Genomic DNA, 15,861 nt, shown 5'->3' on the forward strand with positions numbered 1-15,861 from the left:
CTAAATGCGGCTTTAGAATTATTTCTAACTACTGCTTTAAGGCATTTATTAACGGATAATTATTTAGGATTTCCAGACTTTCTATTTTCATTTGGAACCCTTAATATCCGTTTCCAGCATTTGGCCTGGGATCGCAGGATTCGAGAAGGCACGTTATCCCCAGATAACCCACCTTTACGACTCTCGTCCAGTGCAAGTTCGTTGCATCAGTATGAATCCAACGTCTTTAACGATCCGGAATTCCGGAGGCCCCTCCACGGCCATATGCTGAAACCAAACATTCCTGGGAGCATTGCTTTATGAAGTCTTTCGCTATTTCCACTTTGATGGCCGCTATTTTGGGAGCTACTGCAGGTAGCGCTCTCGCAGCTGATGGAACGATCACGTTCAATGGAGCCTTGACGGCTTCGACATGTGAAATCAATGGTAATGACACGTCGTCCAAAGACTTTACGGTCAATCTTCCGACGCTGTCCACGAATGCCTTGACGAAATCGGGCGATACGGCAGGCGCCACTTCCTACCATATCGCGTTGTCCAAATGCACGCCGGTAACGTCGACCAGCAAGGCTTCGGTCTTCTATGAGGCGGGCGCCACCGTCGATCCGGTCGATGGACGTCTTATCGTCGCGCCAGGCGGCGCTCAAAACGTCAAGCTGCAAATCAACAACAGCGACGGTTCCCAGATCAAGGCCGGCTTTTCGACCGATCTGCAGAACTCCAAAGCGGCCGATATCTCGAGCGGCGCAGCGACGCTGTACTACCAGGCTGAATACTACGCAACGGGCGCCACGACTGCCGGCGCGGCCAATTCGTCTGTCGTGTACAGCATCGATTATCAATAAGTCGATAAGCACCGGGACCTCTCAGTTGTCAGGGAGGTCGGGAAGCGGGGCGGCTGCCCCGCTTTTCCAATCGAATGTGGCATTGAATTTCTTCGCGCAATGAAACTGATCCGCAAGACACTTACCTTCGCAACGATCTGCCTGTCGATCGCTGCATTCGCCCCGACCGCCATTGCATCCGTGGTGATTGCCGGTACGCGAATCGTTTATAACCAGAACGATTCCGAAGTTACCGTCAAATTAACAAACAACGGAAAGCTCCCGGGGTTGACCAAGGTATGGATCGACCGGGGCGATCCGAACGCGAAGCCCGACAGCATCGAGGTGCCTTTTACCATCATGCCGCCCATCATGCGGATCGATCCGGGTAAATCGCAAACCTTGCGGATCATGAGTACCGGTGAGGAGCTTCCTGCCGACAAGGAATCCCTCTTCTATCTGAATGTGCTCGAAGTGCCGCCGAAGCCAACCGGGGATGAAGCAAGCCCCAATCAACTGCAACTGGCTTTCCGTACGCGCATTAAGTTCTTCTTCCGGCCTAACGGGCTCAAAGGACAAGTCACGGATGCGCCTGCTCAGGTGATCTGGCATTTGAAACACGATGGCGATCAAAACATGATCGAGGCGACTAACCCTACGCCTTATCACATCTCATTCGATCGAATCCAGTTCGGTCGAGGCAGTAATGTGGCCGCCTTCGACCAAGGTGGAATGGTGGGGCCAGGCGAAACAAAGAAGTTTCCCTTGAAAGGGACGTTTCCCAGTCAGGGATCGAAGGTGAACTATACCGCCATCAATGACTATGGCGGGCCGCAAAACGGCGAAGCCGACGTTGCGCCCTGAGCCACTTAGGTTCGTATGGTTCTGCTTCAACAGATCAAGACGCATTCCTAGTCTTTATACGTTTCATCCCGGAAAGTATCTCCGCGTGCGTAGTGCGATGACGTGTGTGAGACACGCTGTCATACGTTTGGCTGATCGAATCGAAAATGAAAGACCGCCGCAATTTCCCGTCGGTTCACAAGTTGAATCCGATGTACTTCGTCACTCTGCAAGCTCTCGCAGCCATGAGTGCCAGCTCGCATGCGTACGCCGACGCCGCAACGAAGTATTCTGCCGTTGAATTCAACGAACAGTTTCTCGAATCGGGAAGCGGCGAAAAGGTGGATATATCCCGCTTCAACAAAGGGCAGGAAATCCTGCCCGGCACCTATCGTGCCGACACTTATGTGAACAACGAGTGGAAAGGCAAACTCGGCATCGAGATTCGTGGACCCCAAAACGGCGACGGCGTCGTGCGCCCCTGCATCACGTCCGATCTTTTGACGCAATTCGGCGTCGACATCCGGAAATTGACTCCCGAAGCATTGGCCGCACTCGATGACGCGGATAAAACGTGTCCGTCGCTCGCTGATCTGATAACCGATGCCACGGCATCATTCGATAGCGGCGAGCAGCGTCTCGAAGTCAGTATTCCGCAAATCGTGTTGAATACGAGAGCGCGCGGCTACGTTGATCCGAAATTCTGGGACGAAGGCGTGCCTGCAGCTTCGCTCCAGTACAACGCGAATACCTACCACAGCTCATCCGGCGGGTTCAATAACGACTCACAGTATCTCGGCCTGATCGGCGGGATCAATGCCGGCCCGTGGCGATTCCGCTACCAAGGCAATCTGACGCATGACAATGTCAGCGGGCAGCATTATCAGACGATTCAAACCTACCTGCAGCGTGACTTCAAGGACATCAAGAGCCAGTTGACGGGTGGCGATACCTTCACCGATGGCGCATTGTTCGACAGTTATGGCGTGCTCGGCGTAACGCTCGGCACCGACGACCGGATGTATCCGGAGTCGCAACGCGGCTATGCTCCTATCGTGCGCGGCATCGCAAACAGCAACGCAAGAGTTCAGATTCGGCAGAACGGAAACATCATCTATGAAACGAATGTTCCGCCGGGGCCGTTCGAAATCAACGACCTTTATCCGACCGGTTACGGCGGCAATCTCGATGTAATCGTGACCGAGGCCGACGGTTCCCAGCGTATTTCCACGGTGCCCTATGCGGCGGCCGTCAATTCGTTGCGCGCCGGCATGACTCGCTACAGTGCCACGATCGGCGAATATCGCGATCCGAACATCGACATTCACCCGTTCGTTTCACAGTTTACGATTCAGCGCGGTCTCAGCAATTTCCTCACGGTCTATGGCGGATTCATTGGCGCGGACATGTATGTCTCCGGCATGTTGGGGGCCGCGCTCAATACGAAAATAGGCGCCGTCGCCCTCGATGTCACGCAGGCGAGCGCCAGTTTCAAAGGCTATGGCTCGCGCAACGGTACCAGTGTACGGTTGAGCTACAGTCGTCTGCTTGAAGCGACGAGCACCAATATTGCCATTGCTGCTTATCGGTATGCATGTCTCGCCATGGTGCTGTCGAATTTGGGACGCGCAACCGAAGTGCGCGAGCTGTCGGCACATAAGCCCATCTCGGCGAACGGCCTCACTCTGATGGATCTTTACGACGTTGCGGTCGAATTCGGCCTTTCCGTCGAGGCGTACCGTTTCGACCCTTCCGAACTTTCAGCGGTCAAGAAAGGTTCGATTCTGCATTTCGGCGGCGCGCATTTCGTCGTGTTCGAAAAGGCCGGACGCGGGTATGTGAATGTTATCGATCCGGCAACAGGCCGCCGGCGGGTATCGATGGATACCTTCCGCTCCGCCGTTTCGGGCTTTCTGCTGCAATTCTCGCCAACGCCGGAGATGCCGCGAATTCGCGCGAAGTCGCGTGTGCCGGCGGCAATGCGGCGCGTGAGGGCCGTGAATCCGCAGTTGCGTGCGCAGATCGGCAAGGTGCTGTTCGTCGCGCTCGGAAGCCAGTTCACGATTCTCGCCATGCCCTACTTCGGCAATCTCGTCCTGGATTATGTGGTCGCAGCGGATAACCGCAATCTGCTGAACGTGCTGGTCGTTACCTTCGCAAGCATTTTCGTTTTTGGCGCGTTGAGCGAATACGTGCAGAAGTACCTCACCGAATTGATCTTCAATCTGGTCCAAATCAACTCGACGGAAGGACTCATCGGGCATCTTCTGCGCAATCCGATGCCATGGTTCGAGAAGCGGCACGTCGGCGATGTATTCGCGCGCGTGAAGGCGCAGGACGAGATCACCGGCTACGCGACGCGCTCCATCGTCTCGTTGTGCATCGACGTGGCGGTAGGAACGCTCGCGCTCATACTCATGCTTATCCAAAGCCGGCAACTGACGCTCATTGCACTCGTGGTATTCGCCGCGTACGTGGCGCTGGCGTTGAGCATGTATCCCGCGATGCGCGACAATCACGCGCTGGTCACGGAAACGTCGGCCCGTTGCGATGACGCGCTTATCGAGACCATCCGCGCGGCGTCGCTGCTCAAGCTTGCACAGGGCGAGACTCGACGCACGTCGATCTACATGACGATCTTCAAGGCGTATGCCGTGGCAGCGCTCGCGAAGAGCCGATTGAACTGCACGCGCGACAGCCTGCTCAAACTCGTCAACTACGCGGACACCGTGGTTATCACATACATGGCGGCACGGCTCATGCTCGGCGGCGTCGTTTCGGTCGGCGTGTTCTATTCGTTCCTGATCTACAAGTCGTTGATGTCGGAGCGTTTTGCCAACGCCATCAACGCGATGTTTCAGTACTTCATGTTGAGCGTGCCGGTCGCGCGGGTCGACGACATCGTCGAAGCACAGACCGAAACTTACACGCCATTGAGCGCGAGCGAACGGGCGACGGAGATACGCGATTTCTCGAGTATCGAAATGCGCAACGTGACGTTCAGCTACGGCGTATCCGATAAACCCGTGCTGGCCGATCTCAATCTTTCGATTCGCAAAGGCGACAAGATCGTCATCACCGGTCCTTCGGGGAGCGGCAAGTCCACGGTATTCAAGCTCTTATCGGCGGCCGAGCCGCTGCGGGAAGGGCATATCGAACTCAACGGAATCGCGTGGCCGAATCTTGCCGTCGATGAAATTCGGCGCCACATGGCTCATATGCGCCAGGGCGACATCATCCTTCACGGCTCGATTGCCGACAATATCACCTTGTTTGCGGCGAATCCCGACGACGACCGCATACACAGGCTGCTTTCCGACGTGGGCCTTCTCGACGATGTCATGCGTCTGCCGATGCGCACGCGAACCGTCATCAGCGACACGATTGCCAACATCTCTGCGGGGCAGCGTCAACGTCTTTTGCTGGCGCGCGCGCTCTATCAACAACGCGAGATACTGATGCTCGATGAGCCTACTTCGAATCTTGATCCCGCATCTGTGAAGCACATTGCGCAACTGCTTCGCAGTCTGAAGCAAACGGTGGTGGTCATCACCCACGATATGGCTTTGGCATCGGCATTCGACATGCGCTATGCATTCGCCAATGGCGGGCTCGTGCCTGAACACGTCGTGCAAGCATCTGATCCGGTGCTGGTGGACGCATGAAGAAGCCGGGATTCTCAGCAGTCTTGGTTGCGGTCTGCATGACGCTGGCTAATCAGACATGCGCGAGCGATCTGCTCGATATGGTGAATGCGTCGCTCTCACAGGATGCCGATCTCGCGCAGGCACGCGCCGCCTATGAGGCGTCGAAGCAGGCCATTCCCATTGCGCGAGCTGCCTTGCTGCCGCAGATAAGCGGAGGATGGGGCCGTGCGTATAACGAAATCAAAACGGACGGTTTTCCGCGTCAGAGCTATTGGCAAAACGGATGGACTTTTCAGGCCGCGCAGCCCCTCTTCGACTGGGCCAAATGGACGACCTATCAGCAGGCCGATCTGGTCGTCGCTCAAGGCGCGGTGCAATTCGCGGCCGCGCAGCAAGCGGCGATGCTCAAGGCGGTTCGCGCCTATTTCGATGCGCTCGCGGCGGAGGACGAACTCGAACGTACGAGCGAATATCTCGCCGCCATCGATGAACAGCACAGGCAAACGCGCCGTAAGCGCGCCGCCGGCGAAGCGACTGTCATAGACGAGCGCGATATCGATGTCGCTCTCGCCCAGGCGCGGATTCAAAACGCCGACGCGCGTCAGGACATGGAGGTGAAGCGTCGCGTTCTACAGCAGATGAGCGGCAAGCCATTCTCGCCGCTTTCGGGTCTTGCAGCGGGCACGAAGCTGCCGCGTATCGAGCCGGAAGATCCGGATGTCTGGGCCGGTCAGGCGAGTTCGAGCGGCTACGATGTGCAATCGAAACAGCTCGACCTCGAAATCGCGAAGATGGATTCGAAAAAGGCGCGTGCGGCGCACTATCCGGTCGTCTCGCTTACCGGCACCTACACGCCGGCTGGCGCAGCGTCGGGCTATGCGCGCCCGACCACCACGACCACAGCCATGCTCCAAGTGATGATGCCGCTCTTCTCCGGCGGAGAGATACAGGCGCGATTGAAGCAAAGCCTGGCGCAGCAAGACAAAGCGCAGGACGCGATCGAATCCGCGTCCTTCACGGCCGAGAAGGATGCGCGCGAAAACTACGCTGCATATCTAAAGGCGCGCGTTCGGAGTATCTCACTCGAACAGCTATTGCAGACATCAAAGGAAGCATTGGCCGCAACCGAAACGGGCTTCAAAGTCGGCAGCCGGACGCAGGTCGACGTTCTGCGTGCGCTCGACTCGTACTTTACGGTTCGCCGCGATCTCATGCGTTCTCGATACGAGGTTATCGTTTCCTCGTTGCAATTGAAGGCGAACGTTGCGTCCCTGACCATCGACGATATTTCCTACGCAAACACGCTGTTGTGCTGCGCGAAAACATCGGACAACGGACCATCCTTACGCTGACTGTGCAAGAGTGCATTGACGTGCCGAATACCTTGAGTTCGTTCACGTAACCCTTCTGGCTTTGCCAGAGCAGTTCGCTCTAATACGCTTGAAACGCGCATCGGGAATTTCCCATTGCGCGTTTTTTATTGCCTAAAAGGATCGACATGAGTTATTTGCATGCCGTCTCGCAGGCATCTATCAAATCTCAAAAAAGATTTGCTCCAAAAATAGGATGAGTCTTATTATGTTCTTAAGCTGATTAAGTTCCCGCAGCGCGCAGATAAGGAATCCCGAGCACAAGAAGTTTCATTACAGGGGCCGAGATGAGAAAAGCGAAGTGGTTGACTATTGCCCGGCACGCGCTGCGCTGCGCCGTCGTGAGTTCCCTTGCCGGGCTTTGCGCGCCGGCTTTCGCGACGCTCGTTCCGGGCGGCACGATCACGTTCAGAGGTGCATTGGTTGCGCCGCCGTTTGACATCGCTGCCAGATCTGCTTCCATGCTCGGAACCAGTGGATTCCAGAACGATTCCGCTGATGTGAAAGGCGTACGTTCCTCCGCCGTTGTCACCTATTACGCGCCACCGCACAATGCGCCGAGCGCGGAGGTTTCGTTGGTCGTAGTGGGCGATCGTGCCGCTGCGGTGAGCTCGCATTTCATCGACGGCGCGGGACAGCGCGTCGGGCCGTCCCTGGGCCGCTCATATCACGTAGGCCCGGCAGGCGGCGCGCTTCTGATACGGCGATCCGAAAACGCGCGCGCCGAATCGACGACGCTCGTGACCGTCGTCACCGAATACAACTAGCGCATTCAACGCGATGCATATCGCTGCAATCCCGCGATGCTTTCCCGCAGTTCGTCTTGCAGCCGCGCCATCAATTCGGCGGCGGGCAACTCGCGCGCGAGCGCGGCGGCTTGCCCCGCCCATTGCGCGCCGTAGCCGAATTCGCTCTTTGCTTTCGCCGCTGCGTGCAATGCCTTGCCTGCATCGTAGGTAATCGGATACGCGGGAATGGCAGGCGCTCCTTCGGCGCGCCCGAGTTCGGTGAACTTGTTGACGAGGCCGCGCGCCTTGCGCCCCGAAATCGCCGATGTGAACGTCGTGCGTTCGGCCGCATCGGTCAAGATCGCGCGACGGTAGCCCGCATCGATCGACGTCTCCGTGCAAGGCACGAACGCCGTGCCCAATTGCGCGGCCTGTGCGCCCAGCGCAAGCGCCGCCGCAATGCCCGCGCCGTCCATGATGCCGCCCGCCGCGATCACGGGCACATCGAACTTGCTGGCGAAAAGACGCGTCAGCGCGAACGTGCCGAGGTTGTCGTCGTCGGCTTGCGGATCGAAGATGCCGCGATGTCCGCCCGCTTCGATGCCCTGCGCGACGATCGCATCCATGCCCGCCGCGACGACCTGCTCCGCCTCACGCAAATTGGTTGTGGACGCAATCAGTTTGATGCCCGCGTTGCGCAACGCATCGATGTATTCCTTCGACGGCAAGCCGAAGTGAAAACTCACGATCGCGGGCTTCTCTTCGACGAAGACCCGGAGCATGGCATCATCGACGACGAAGCTCGTATAAATCTCGCTCAGCTTCGCGGGCGGCGTCGCGCCGTATTGCGCGAACACCGGCGCGAGCCAGTTCGTCCATGCCTGCTCGATAGCGGCGTCGGAGCGGGCCGGCTCATGACAGAACACGTTGATGTTGAACGGCTTGCTCGTCAGCTCGCGCGTCTCGCGAATCACCTTGCGCGCGCCTTCCGCGTTCATCGCGCCGACGCCGAGCGAGCCGAGCCCGCCCGCATTCGATACGGCCGCCGCGAGCGCGGGCGTGCTGACGCCGGCCATCGGCGCCTGAATGATCGGCACGTCGATGCCGAGTAGCGATGTCAATGCGTTCTTGCTCATGAATGTGCATCCTCTGAACGTTGATTCAACGCGTGCCGAGCTTCTCGACGACGAAGTCGACAAAAGCCCGCACGCGCGACGACAAATGTCTGCCGTGCGGATACAGCAGGATGAACGGCCTGCTGCATCCGCCGTAATCGCGCAGCACCTCGACAAGCGTGCCCGCGCGCAATTCTTCCTCGACGGTGAAGCGATAAATCTGGAACAGACCCGCGCCGTGACGCGCGAGCGGAATGCCCGCGAGCGCATCGCCGGACGTGCCGTAGCCGCCTTGCGTCGTGATTTCCACGAGTTCGCCGTTCTGCATGAAGAGCCACGGCACGGGCCGTCCGGTACTTGGCATCTCGAACTGGATGCATTCGTGCGCGAGCAGATCTTCGATTGTTTTCGGCACGCCCGCGCGCTTCAGATAAGCCGGCGACGCCACCGTGACCAACTCCGCATCTTCGAGCTTGCGCGCGATCAGACCGGAATCGCGGGGTGCGCGTCCGCGTATCGCGAGGTCGAAACCTTCATCGGCGAAGTCGATGTTGCGGTTGCTCAGATGCGCTTCGACCGTGACATCGGGATAACGCTCTCTGAACTCCGCAAGCAACGGCAGCATGCGGTAATGCCCGTAAGGCGTCGGCATGCTGATGCGCAACACGCCCTTCGGCGTCGTCTGCTGGCCGGTGGCTTCGCGCTCCGCTTCCGCGAGACGATTGAGCGCATCGCGACATTGCTCGAAGTAGCGACGGCCTGCATCGGTCAGTCGAATCTGGCGCGTCGTACGCACGAAAAGCCGCACGGCGAGGCGCTTTTCGAGTCGCGCGACCGAGCGGCTCACGGCCGCCGGCGTGACGCTCGCAGCGGTCGCCGCGAGCGTGAAGCTGCCGAGTTCGGCTGCAAGGCAGAAGAGTTCGATGCTGCCGAGAAGAAGGTCGTCGAATTGCCGCTGCATGTCGATTGGCTTCGCGTCGCTGTCGTTTTTGCTGCATCTTCGCCGCTTGCACATGAACGGTCAACCGACGGCGTTTCATACGGTTCGGCGCGCCGGGGCACAAAAACGAACGCCCGCTTCTTCCACACGGAAAAAGCGGGCGATTAGTTGCACGCGTAACGATCGATTACTTCGCGGTCGGCATCACGAATTCCGCGCCCTTCTCCGTGCTCTCGGGCCAGCGCTGCATGATCGACTTCTGCTTCGTGTAGAAGCGCACGCCTTCTTCGCCATACGCGTGCATGTCGCCGAAAAGGCTGCGCTTCCAGCCGCCGAATCCGTGCCACGCCATCGGCACCGGAATCGGCACGTTGATGCCGACCATGCCCACTTCGATGCGACGGCCGAATTCGCGCGCGATATGACCATCGCTCGTATAGCACGCGACGCCGTTGCCGAATTCGTGCTCGTTGACGAGATCGACCGCTTCGCTGAAGTCCTTCACGCGCACGCACGCGAGTACCGGGCCGAAGATCTCTTCCTTATAGATGCGCATGTCCGGCGTGACATGATCGAACAGCGTGCCGCCCGTGAAGAAGCCGTCTTCGTGGCCCGGCACCTTGAAGCCGCGGCCATCGACGACGAGTTTCGCGCCTTCTTCCACGCCCAGCGCGATATAACCTTCGATGCGTTCGAGTGCCTGGCGCGTGACGATCGGACCCATTTCCGCATCGTCTTCCATGCCGTTCTTGATCTTGAGTTGCTGCGCGCGCTCTGCGAGACGCGGCACGATCTTGTCGGCGACATCGCCCACGAGCACCGCGACCGAGATCGCCATGCAGCGCTCGCCGGCCGAGCCGTAGCCCGCGCCGATCAACGCATCGACGGCCTGATCGATGTTCGCATCGGGCATCACGACCATGTGATTCTTCGCGCCGCCGAGCGCTTGCACGCGCTTGCCGTGCTTCGCGCCGGTCTCGTAAATGTAGTTCGCGATCGGCGTGGAGCCGACGAAGCTGATCGCCTTCACTTGCGGATGCGCGAGCAGCGCATCGACGACGACCTTGTCGCCCTGCACGACGTTGAAGATGCCATCGGGCAAACCGGCTTCCTTGAGCAGATCGGCCATGAACAGCGACGCCGACGGATCGCGCTCGCTCGGCTTCAGAATGAACGCGTTGCCCGCCGCGATCGCGACCGGGAACATCCAGCACGGCACCATGCACGGAAAGTTGAACGGCGTGATGCCCGCGACGATGCCGAGCGGCTGGCGCGTCGTCCAGTTGTCCATGCCCGTCGAGACCTGTTCGGTGTAGTCGCCCTTCAGCAGTTGCGGAATGCCGCATGCGAATTCGATCACGTCGATGCCGCGCGACACTTCACCCTGCGCATCCGAGAACACCTTGCCGTGCTCGGCGGTGATGATCGCGGCGAGTTCGTCGCGATGCTTGTTCATCAGTTCGAGGAACTTCAGCATGACGCGCGCGCGGCGGATCGGCGGCGTGTCGCGCCAGGCCGGGAACGCGGCTTTCGCGCTCGCGACGGCTGCATCGACATCGGCGGCTTCACCGAGCACGAGCTTGCGCGGACGCTCGCCCGTCGCGGGATTGAACACCGGCTGCGTGCGCGTGGCCGAGCCATGCGTGCGCTCGCCGTGAATGTAATGAACGACGTCGGCGGTGTCGTTGAACGCTTGCATGCTGTCTCCTCTCACGGACTGGTTTGGCAATTGACACAGTGTAGGAAGCGATGCGCCCCTTGCAAAGACGCTATGATTGAACTCATTGTTTATATTGGCAAACAATCGGTTGATGGACGAGCAAAAGATCGAAGGTCTGTGGACCCATTTGCACTGGCTCACCGTGCTTGCGGAACAAGGCAGCTACACGGCCGCCGCCGCGCGGCTGAACGTATCGAAAGCGGCGATGAGCCAGCGCATCGCCGAACTGGAGCGCGCGGCGGGCGTGCCGCTCGTCACGCGCACGACGCGCAGCGTGCGTTTCACCGAAGCGGGCCGCAGGCTCGTCGACGATACGCGCGAGCAGTACGAGCGCATCGCATCGAGCTTCATGAGCGTCAAGGAGATGGCGGGCGTCGCGCGCGGGCTCATCCGCGTAACCGCGCCGATGGCCTTTTCGCGGCAGCAGCTCGTGCCGCGCATGGCCGGATTTCTGCACGCGCACCCCGATGTGCGGGTGCAACTGGAGGCATCGGACCGGTTGAGTTCGATCGCGACCGAAGGCTTCGATCTCGCGCTGCGGCACAGCGCGCAGGTGCCGGATACGCACGTCGCGTGGAAGCTGTGCGATACCCGTTCGGTGATCGTCGCGACACGCGCCTATCTGAAGCGGCGCGGCACGCCGGCGACGCCCAACGATCTCGTCACGCACGATTGCCTCGTCTATCCGCGGCCGCAGGCATCGAGCATCTGGTCGTTCGAAAGGAAAGGCGGGCGCAAGACTTCGACCGGGCCTCATACGCTCGCGGTGAGCGGTCCTTTCGCGGCGAACAACAGCGAAGTGCTGCGCGATGCAGCGCTCGACGATCTCGGCATCGCGCTCTTGCCGGATTTCACCGCGCAGGCCGCCGTGCAAGCGGGAAAGCTCGTCGTGCTGTTGCCGGAGTGGCGTCCGGTCGGCGCGTTCGCGGATCAGCTATTCGTGGTGCGGCCTTATGCGCCGCATGTGCCACGCGCGGTCGCGCTTTTCATCGGATATTTGCGCGAGACTTTCGCAGGCGGCTTTCCGCTCTAGAACGAAAAAACGCGCCGGTCCGAGACCAGCGCGTTTCGTGATGCGGCTTGCGGCTTGCTGCTTGCTGCTCAGTGATGCGCGAACGTCGGGAAAACGTCGGCTTGAACCGCGTTGACGCGAGCGCCCGATTGCGCTGAACCATCCGCCACACCGCCATATCCGTTTTGCGCGGCGACGCGCGCTTCGGCAGCTTGAACGTCGGCGGGATACTTCGAATCGCTGATGACGTTCGGGTTATAACCGGCCTTTTCCAATTGCACGATTTGCTCGCGGACTTCGGCGCGCGTCAAAGGCTGATTCGACTGCGCGAACGATGCGACCGGCGCGGCAAAAGCAAGAGCGACCGCTGCGATACCGATGAACTTGTTCATGATGCTTTCCTCCATCCATAAGTTTTGAGTTGCCGCTCACGCTGCCTTGTTTGCTTCGTGCGCGACCGTTGAACAGAGTTTAGGTATCGCACGCCCTAGGGTAAATACCTAAACGGCGAAATCACTTTTGGCGAAAACCCGACTAATACGGGCACGCGCGATGAGAACCAACGCCTTGCGAATCGCCTATAACCAAGAACGGAGCGCCGCTCTACGCGACGCATAGCACGAACGATCGTTTAATCAGGGGAATGGCCTTGAAACGAATCCTTGTGATCGGCGCGGGTTTCGCCGGTCTGTGGAGCGCGCTGTCGGCGGCGCGCAAGCTGGACGAACTCGGGCACGCCGACGAAGCGGAAGTCGCCATCGTCAATCCGGTGCCTTTTCATAGCGTGCGGGTGCGCAACTACGAACAGCCGCTCGACCCGACGCTCGTGCAACTCGATACCGTGCTCGGGCCCGCGGGCGTGCACCTGATTCAGGCGAAGGCGACGAGCCTCGACAGCGCGAATCGCCGTGTGACGATCGAACGCGACGGAGCATCTGAGACGCTCGGCTACGACCGGATGATCCTCGCGGCAGGCAGCGTGCTCGTGCGTCCGCCGATTCCGGGCCTCGATCGCTATTCATTCGATGTCGACACCTACGCGGGCGCGTGCAAGCTGCAGGCGCATCTGCTGACCTTGCCCGCGCTGCCCGACACGCCCGGCCGCTATACGGCGGTCGTGGTCGGCGCGGGACTGACGGGCATCGAGTTGGCGGCGGAATTGCCCGCGCGCCTGCGCGAGATCGTCGCGGAAAAGGATCGCGGCAAGGTGCGCGTCGTGCTCGCGGATCGTTCGGCGCGGATCGCGCAATCGATGGGCGGCGCGCAGCATGTCATCGAAGGCGCGTTGCAGACGCTCGAAGTCGAGATGCGGCCAGGCGTGACGCTCGAATCGGTCGATGGCCAAGGTCTCACGCTCCACGATGGCGCGGCGAGCGAGCGCATCGAAGCGGCGACGGTCGTCTGGTGCGGCGGCATGCACGCGAACGCGCTCGCGGCGCAATTGCCGGTCACGCTGGACCCGCTCGGACGCGTGCCCGTCGATACGTTTCTGCGCGCGGAAGGCGTGCCGGGCGTGTTCGCGGCGGGCGATTGCGCGCGCATATTGATCGACGGCACGCGGCCATCGGTGATGTCGTGCCAGCATGGCCGGCCGATGGGACGTTACGCGGGCAACAACGCCGTCTGCGATCTATTCGGGCTGGAGATGCTGCCGCTGTCGATCGACTGGTACACGACCATCTGCGATCTCGGGCCGTGGGGCGCGGTGTATACGGAAGGATGGGACAGAAAGCTCGTCTCGGAAGGAGAGACAGCGAAGGCGACGAAGCGCACGATCAACGGCGAGCGCATCTATCCGCCGAAAAGCGGCACGCGCGAGGACATTTTTCGGGCGGCGGCGCCCGTCGTGCAAACGCCGCCGCCTACCGAACGCGCCAACAAGTAACGAAGCGTCAGACCTTCTTCACGGACGCTTCGTAGATCTCGTCGATCGACTGCTCGAGCGTCTTGTCGAACTCGCTGTCGCTCATGTCCTTCTTCAGCTCGTTGATGAGCGCGCGCGAGAAGCTCGCGATCATGCCGTGGTTCTGCGCGAGCTTCTTGCACGCGTCGCTGCGCGTATAGCCGCCCGACAGCGCGACGACACGCACGACACGCGGATGCTCGATCAGCGGACGATAGAAATCCGCCTCGTCGGGGATGGTCAGCTTGATCATCACGTTGCTCGATTCCGGCAGCGCGTCGAGGCCCTTCAGCAATTCGTCGCGCAGAATCTTTTCCGCGCCTTTCTTGTCCGGGCTCTTGATCGAGACTTCGGGTTCGAGAATCGGCACGAGACCGTGCTTGATGATCTGCGCGCCCACTTCGAACTGCTGCTTCGCCACGGCGGCGATGCCCTTTTCGTCGGCTTGATGGATCACCGAGCGCATCTTCGTGCCGAAGATGCCGAGCTTCACGGCGCGCGCCAGAAGATCGTCGAGACCGGGGATCGGCTTCATGATCTGCACGCCGTCGGCTTCGGCTTCGAGACCCTTGTCGACCTTCAGGAACGGCACGACGCCGCGGTCTTCCCACAGGAACGTGGGAACGGGCTTGCCTTCCGCTTCGCCGTCCATCGTGCGCTCGAACAGAATCGCGCCGATCACCTTCTTGCCCGTGAACGAAGGCGCCGTGATGATACGCACGCGCATTTCATGCATCAGCTTGAACATTTCGGCGTCGCCGTTGTAGGCGTCGTCCGGAATTCCGTATTGCCGCAGCGCGCCGGGCGTCGATCCGCCGCTCTGATCCAGAGCAGCGATGAAACCATCCTTCTCAGCCATTTGCGCGAGCATCTTTTCGTTAGCCACGAACATTTCCTCCTCGAAGTTCAAACACCGGACTTGTGCGCGCACAGTCCGGGCTTATGGTTCAGCTTCTGCAAGTGTAAAGGTTTTGACGGGCGCTCAAGTCGTGCAAATCCGCCATTTGCGCGCAAATGGGGTGATGTCGTGCGCTGGCGCACGGCCCGCGACAAGAAAACTTCAGGAAGGAGCGGAATTGAGGCCGCCCGCGTTGCCGGATCGCCAGACGATGCCGAGGGCGCGCTTGAAGAGCGATGGCGCGCGCGTGAAGTCGCCGGCTTGCGGCAGTTGCGCATGATCGTTCGATGCTTCCGATGCAGCTTCGATCGCCTCCGGTTCGGGAACGGGCTCCGAAACCGGCGCGAGCTTTTCGCGCGCGTCGCCGCAACGCTGGTTCAGCACGCGGCGCATGTCGGGGTCGTCGATCAGCGCTTGCGCGGTCGCCATGCCGCGCTCGAATTGCAGCGCATAGGCGATATCGGTGAAATCTTCGTAGCGGCCGCTATCGGCCAGCTCGTACGCCAGTTCGAGCGTGCGCCGGCGTTTCCATGCATCGAGATCGTCGTGGGCCGTGCTCAAGGTGTCCTCTTCTTCGCGATGAGGTGCCGAAGATGTTAGCCCGCGCCAAACTTTTTTCCGTTGTCGCGTCACAACAAGCAGACGAAAAGCATTCGCGATTTCAAACAAAAACCGCTTGCCTGAAGCACTGGATTCGCGATAGTCCTCGCTTGACAAGGCTCGTGTAAGGTATTTAATTCACTCACCCGCCTCGCTGCGAAATGATGGGCGGCCGCCGACATGTCCTGTCTGCGCTGTGAAGCAGTCCCGACGTATGGATGTTCGCTCCGGTGCGGAGCGCGATGTGCCTTTATCGGAGCC

The 15,861-nt window shown here is 60.0% G+C and carries 13 protein-coding genes and 1 pseudogene; 8 read left to right on the forward strand and 6 right to left on the reverse strand.

From position 1 onward, the window contains the following. Nucleotides 1-299: 299 nt before the first annotated feature. From NCR93_RS22945 to NCR93_RS22970, 6 genes and pseudogenes are all read left to right on the forward strand, one after another. Nucleotides 300-845: a fimbrial protein gene (locus NCR93_RS22945; RefSeq protein ID WP_175982605.1), complete on the forward strand. Its 546-nt coding sequence runs from the start codon at nt 300-302 to the stop codon at nt 843-845. Between the two features lie 99 nt (nt 846-944). Beyond that, nucleotides 945-1,688 (forward strand): fimbria/pilus periplasmic chaperone, encoded by a 744-nt coding sequence (locus tag NCR93_RS22950; protein ID WP_175982606.1) that lies wholly within the window; start codon nt 945-947, stop codon nt 1,686-1,688. A 224-nt stretch (nt 1,689-1,912) separates the two neighbouring features. Then, nucleotides 1,913-2,404, forward strand: a pseudogene (locus NCR93_RS32150) (FimD/PapC N-terminal domain-containing protein); the annotation flags it as partial. Continuing rightward, nucleotides 2,384-5,332, forward strand: coding sequence for a fimbria/pilus outer membrane usher protein (locus NCR93_RS22960; RefSeq protein WP_372492546.1), 2,949 nt, complete (start codon nt 2,384-2,386; stop codon nt 5,330-5,332). The pseudogene NCR93_RS32150 and the gene NCR93_RS22960, both read left to right, overlap by 21 nt. A gap of 38 nt (nt 5,333-5,370) precedes the next feature. Further along, nucleotides 5,371-6,666 carry a TolC family outer membrane protein gene (locus NCR93_RS22965; protein WP_175982608.1) on the forward strand — a complete coding sequence of 432 codons (1,296 nt, stop codon included), beginning with the start codon at nt 5,371-5,373 and terminating at the stop codon, nt 6,664-6,666. Nucleotides 6,667-6,971: 305 nt separating this feature from the next. Then, nucleotides 6,972-7,451, forward strand: coding sequence for a hypothetical protein (locus NCR93_RS22970; RefSeq protein WP_250532288.1), 480 nt, complete (start codon nt 6,972-6,974; stop codon nt 7,449-7,451). Between the two features lie 5 nt (nt 7,452-7,456). Here the strand turns inward: NCR93_RS22970 and NCR93_RS22975 are convergent, their stop codons facing one another. The 3 genes from NCR93_RS22975 to NCR93_RS22985 all read right to left on the reverse strand — a co-directional run bounded on the left by NCR93_RS22975 (nt 7,457) and on the right by NCR93_RS22985 (nt 11,166). Continuing rightward, nucleotides 7,457-8,548 (reverse strand): NAD(P)H-dependent flavin oxidoreductase, encoded by a 1,092-nt coding sequence (locus tag NCR93_RS22975; RefSeq protein WP_175982611.1) that lies wholly within the window; start codon nt 8,546-8,548, stop codon nt 7,457-7,459. A 25-nt stretch (nt 8,549-8,573) separates the two neighbouring features. Further along, nucleotides 8,574-9,488, reverse strand: a complete 915-nt coding sequence (locus NCR93_RS22980; protein ID WP_008348964.1) for a LysR family transcriptional regulator — start codon at nt 9,486-9,488, stop codon at nt 8,574-8,576. Nucleotides 9,489-9,654: 166 nt separating this feature from the next. Further along, nucleotides 9,655-11,166 carry a CoA-acylating methylmalonate-semialdehyde dehydrogenase gene (locus tag NCR93_RS22985; protein WP_008348966.1) on the reverse strand — a complete coding sequence of 504 codons (1,512 nt, stop codon included), beginning with the start codon at nt 11,164-11,166 and terminating at the stop codon, nt 9,655-9,657. A gap of 112 nt (nt 11,167-11,278) precedes the next feature. Between NCR93_RS22985 and NCR93_RS22990 the strand changes: the two genes are divergently transcribed. After that, nucleotides 11,279-12,220 (forward strand): LysR family transcriptional regulator, encoded by a 942-nt coding sequence (locus NCR93_RS22990; protein WP_175982612.1) that lies wholly within the window; start codon nt 11,279-11,281, stop codon nt 12,218-12,220. 68 nt (nt 12,221-12,288) lie between these two features. On the opposite strand, the gene NCR93_RS22995 is transcribed toward NCR93_RS22990, so the two are convergent. Next, nucleotides 12,289-12,591: a DUF4148 domain-containing protein gene (locus NCR93_RS22995; RefSeq protein ID WP_033536520.1), complete on the reverse strand. Its 303-nt coding sequence runs from the start codon at nt 12,589-12,591 to the stop codon at nt 12,289-12,291. Between the two features lie 257 nt (nt 12,592-12,848). Here NCR93_RS22995 and NCR93_RS23000 point away from each other — a divergent pair, with 257 nt between their 5' ends. Next, nucleotides 12,849-14,084, forward strand: coding sequence for an NAD(P)/FAD-dependent oxidoreductase (locus tag NCR93_RS23000; protein WP_175982613.1), 1,236 nt, complete (start codon nt 12,849-12,851; stop codon nt 14,082-14,084). A gap of 7 nt (nt 14,085-14,091) precedes the next feature. Here NCR93_RS23000 and NCR93_RS23005 read toward each other — a convergent pair whose 3' ends face one another. Next, entirely contained in the window at nt 14,092-14,988 is an 897-nt protein-coding gene (locus NCR93_RS23005) for a fructose bisphosphate aldolase (protein WP_008348976.1), read from the reverse strand. Between the two features lie 174 nt (nt 14,989-15,162). Beyond that, nucleotides 15,163-15,561, reverse strand: a complete 399-nt coding sequence (locus NCR93_RS23010) for a hypothetical protein (RefSeq protein ID WP_175982614.1) — start codon at nt 15,559-15,561, stop codon at nt 15,163-15,165. Nucleotides 15,562-15,861: the final 300 nt, after the last annotated feature.

This window comes from Caballeronia sp. ATUFL_F1_KS39 (assembly GCF_023630985.1).
Lineage (GTDB): Bacteria > Pseudomonadota > Gammaproteobacteria > Burkholderiales > Burkholderiaceae > Caballeronia > Caballeronia zhejiangensis.

Bases quoted from the DNA above. Each gene is read 5' to 3' on its own strand.
- NCR93_RS22945 (WP_175982605.1), top strand. From the start codon at position 300: ATGAAGTCTTTCGCTATTTCCACTTTGATGGCCGCTATTTTGGGAGCT.
- NCR93_RS22980 (WP_008348964.1), bottom strand. From the start codon at position 9,488: ATGCAGCGGCAATTCGACGACCTTCTTCTCGGCAGCATCGAACTCTTC.
- NCR93_RS22965 (WP_175982608.1), top strand. From the start codon at position 5,371: ATGACGCTGGCTAATCAGACATGCGCGAGCGATCTGCTCGATATGGTG.
- NCR93_RS22970 (WP_250532288.1), top strand. From the start codon at position 6,972: ATGAGAAAAGCGAAGTGGTTGACTATTGCCCGGCACGCGCTGCGCTGC.
- NCR93_RS22990 (WP_175982612.1), top strand. From the start codon at position 11,279: ATGGACGAGCAAAAGATCGAAGGTCTGTGGACCCATTTGCACTGGCTC.
- NCR93_RS22950 (WP_175982606.1), top strand. From the start codon at position 945: ATGAAACTGATCCGCAAGACACTTACCTTCGCAACGATCTGCCTGTCG.
- NCR93_RS22985 (WP_008348966.1), bottom strand. From the start codon at position 11,166: ATGCAAGCGTTCAACGACACCGCCGACGTCGTTCATTACATTCACGGC.
- NCR93_RS22995 (WP_033536520.1), bottom strand. From the start codon at position 12,591: ATGAACAAGTTCATCGGTATCGCAGCGGTCGCTCTTGCTTTTGCCGCG.
- NCR93_RS22975 (WP_175982611.1), bottom strand. From the start codon at position 8,548: ATGAGCAAGAACGCATTGACATCGCTACTCGGCATCGACGTGCCGATC.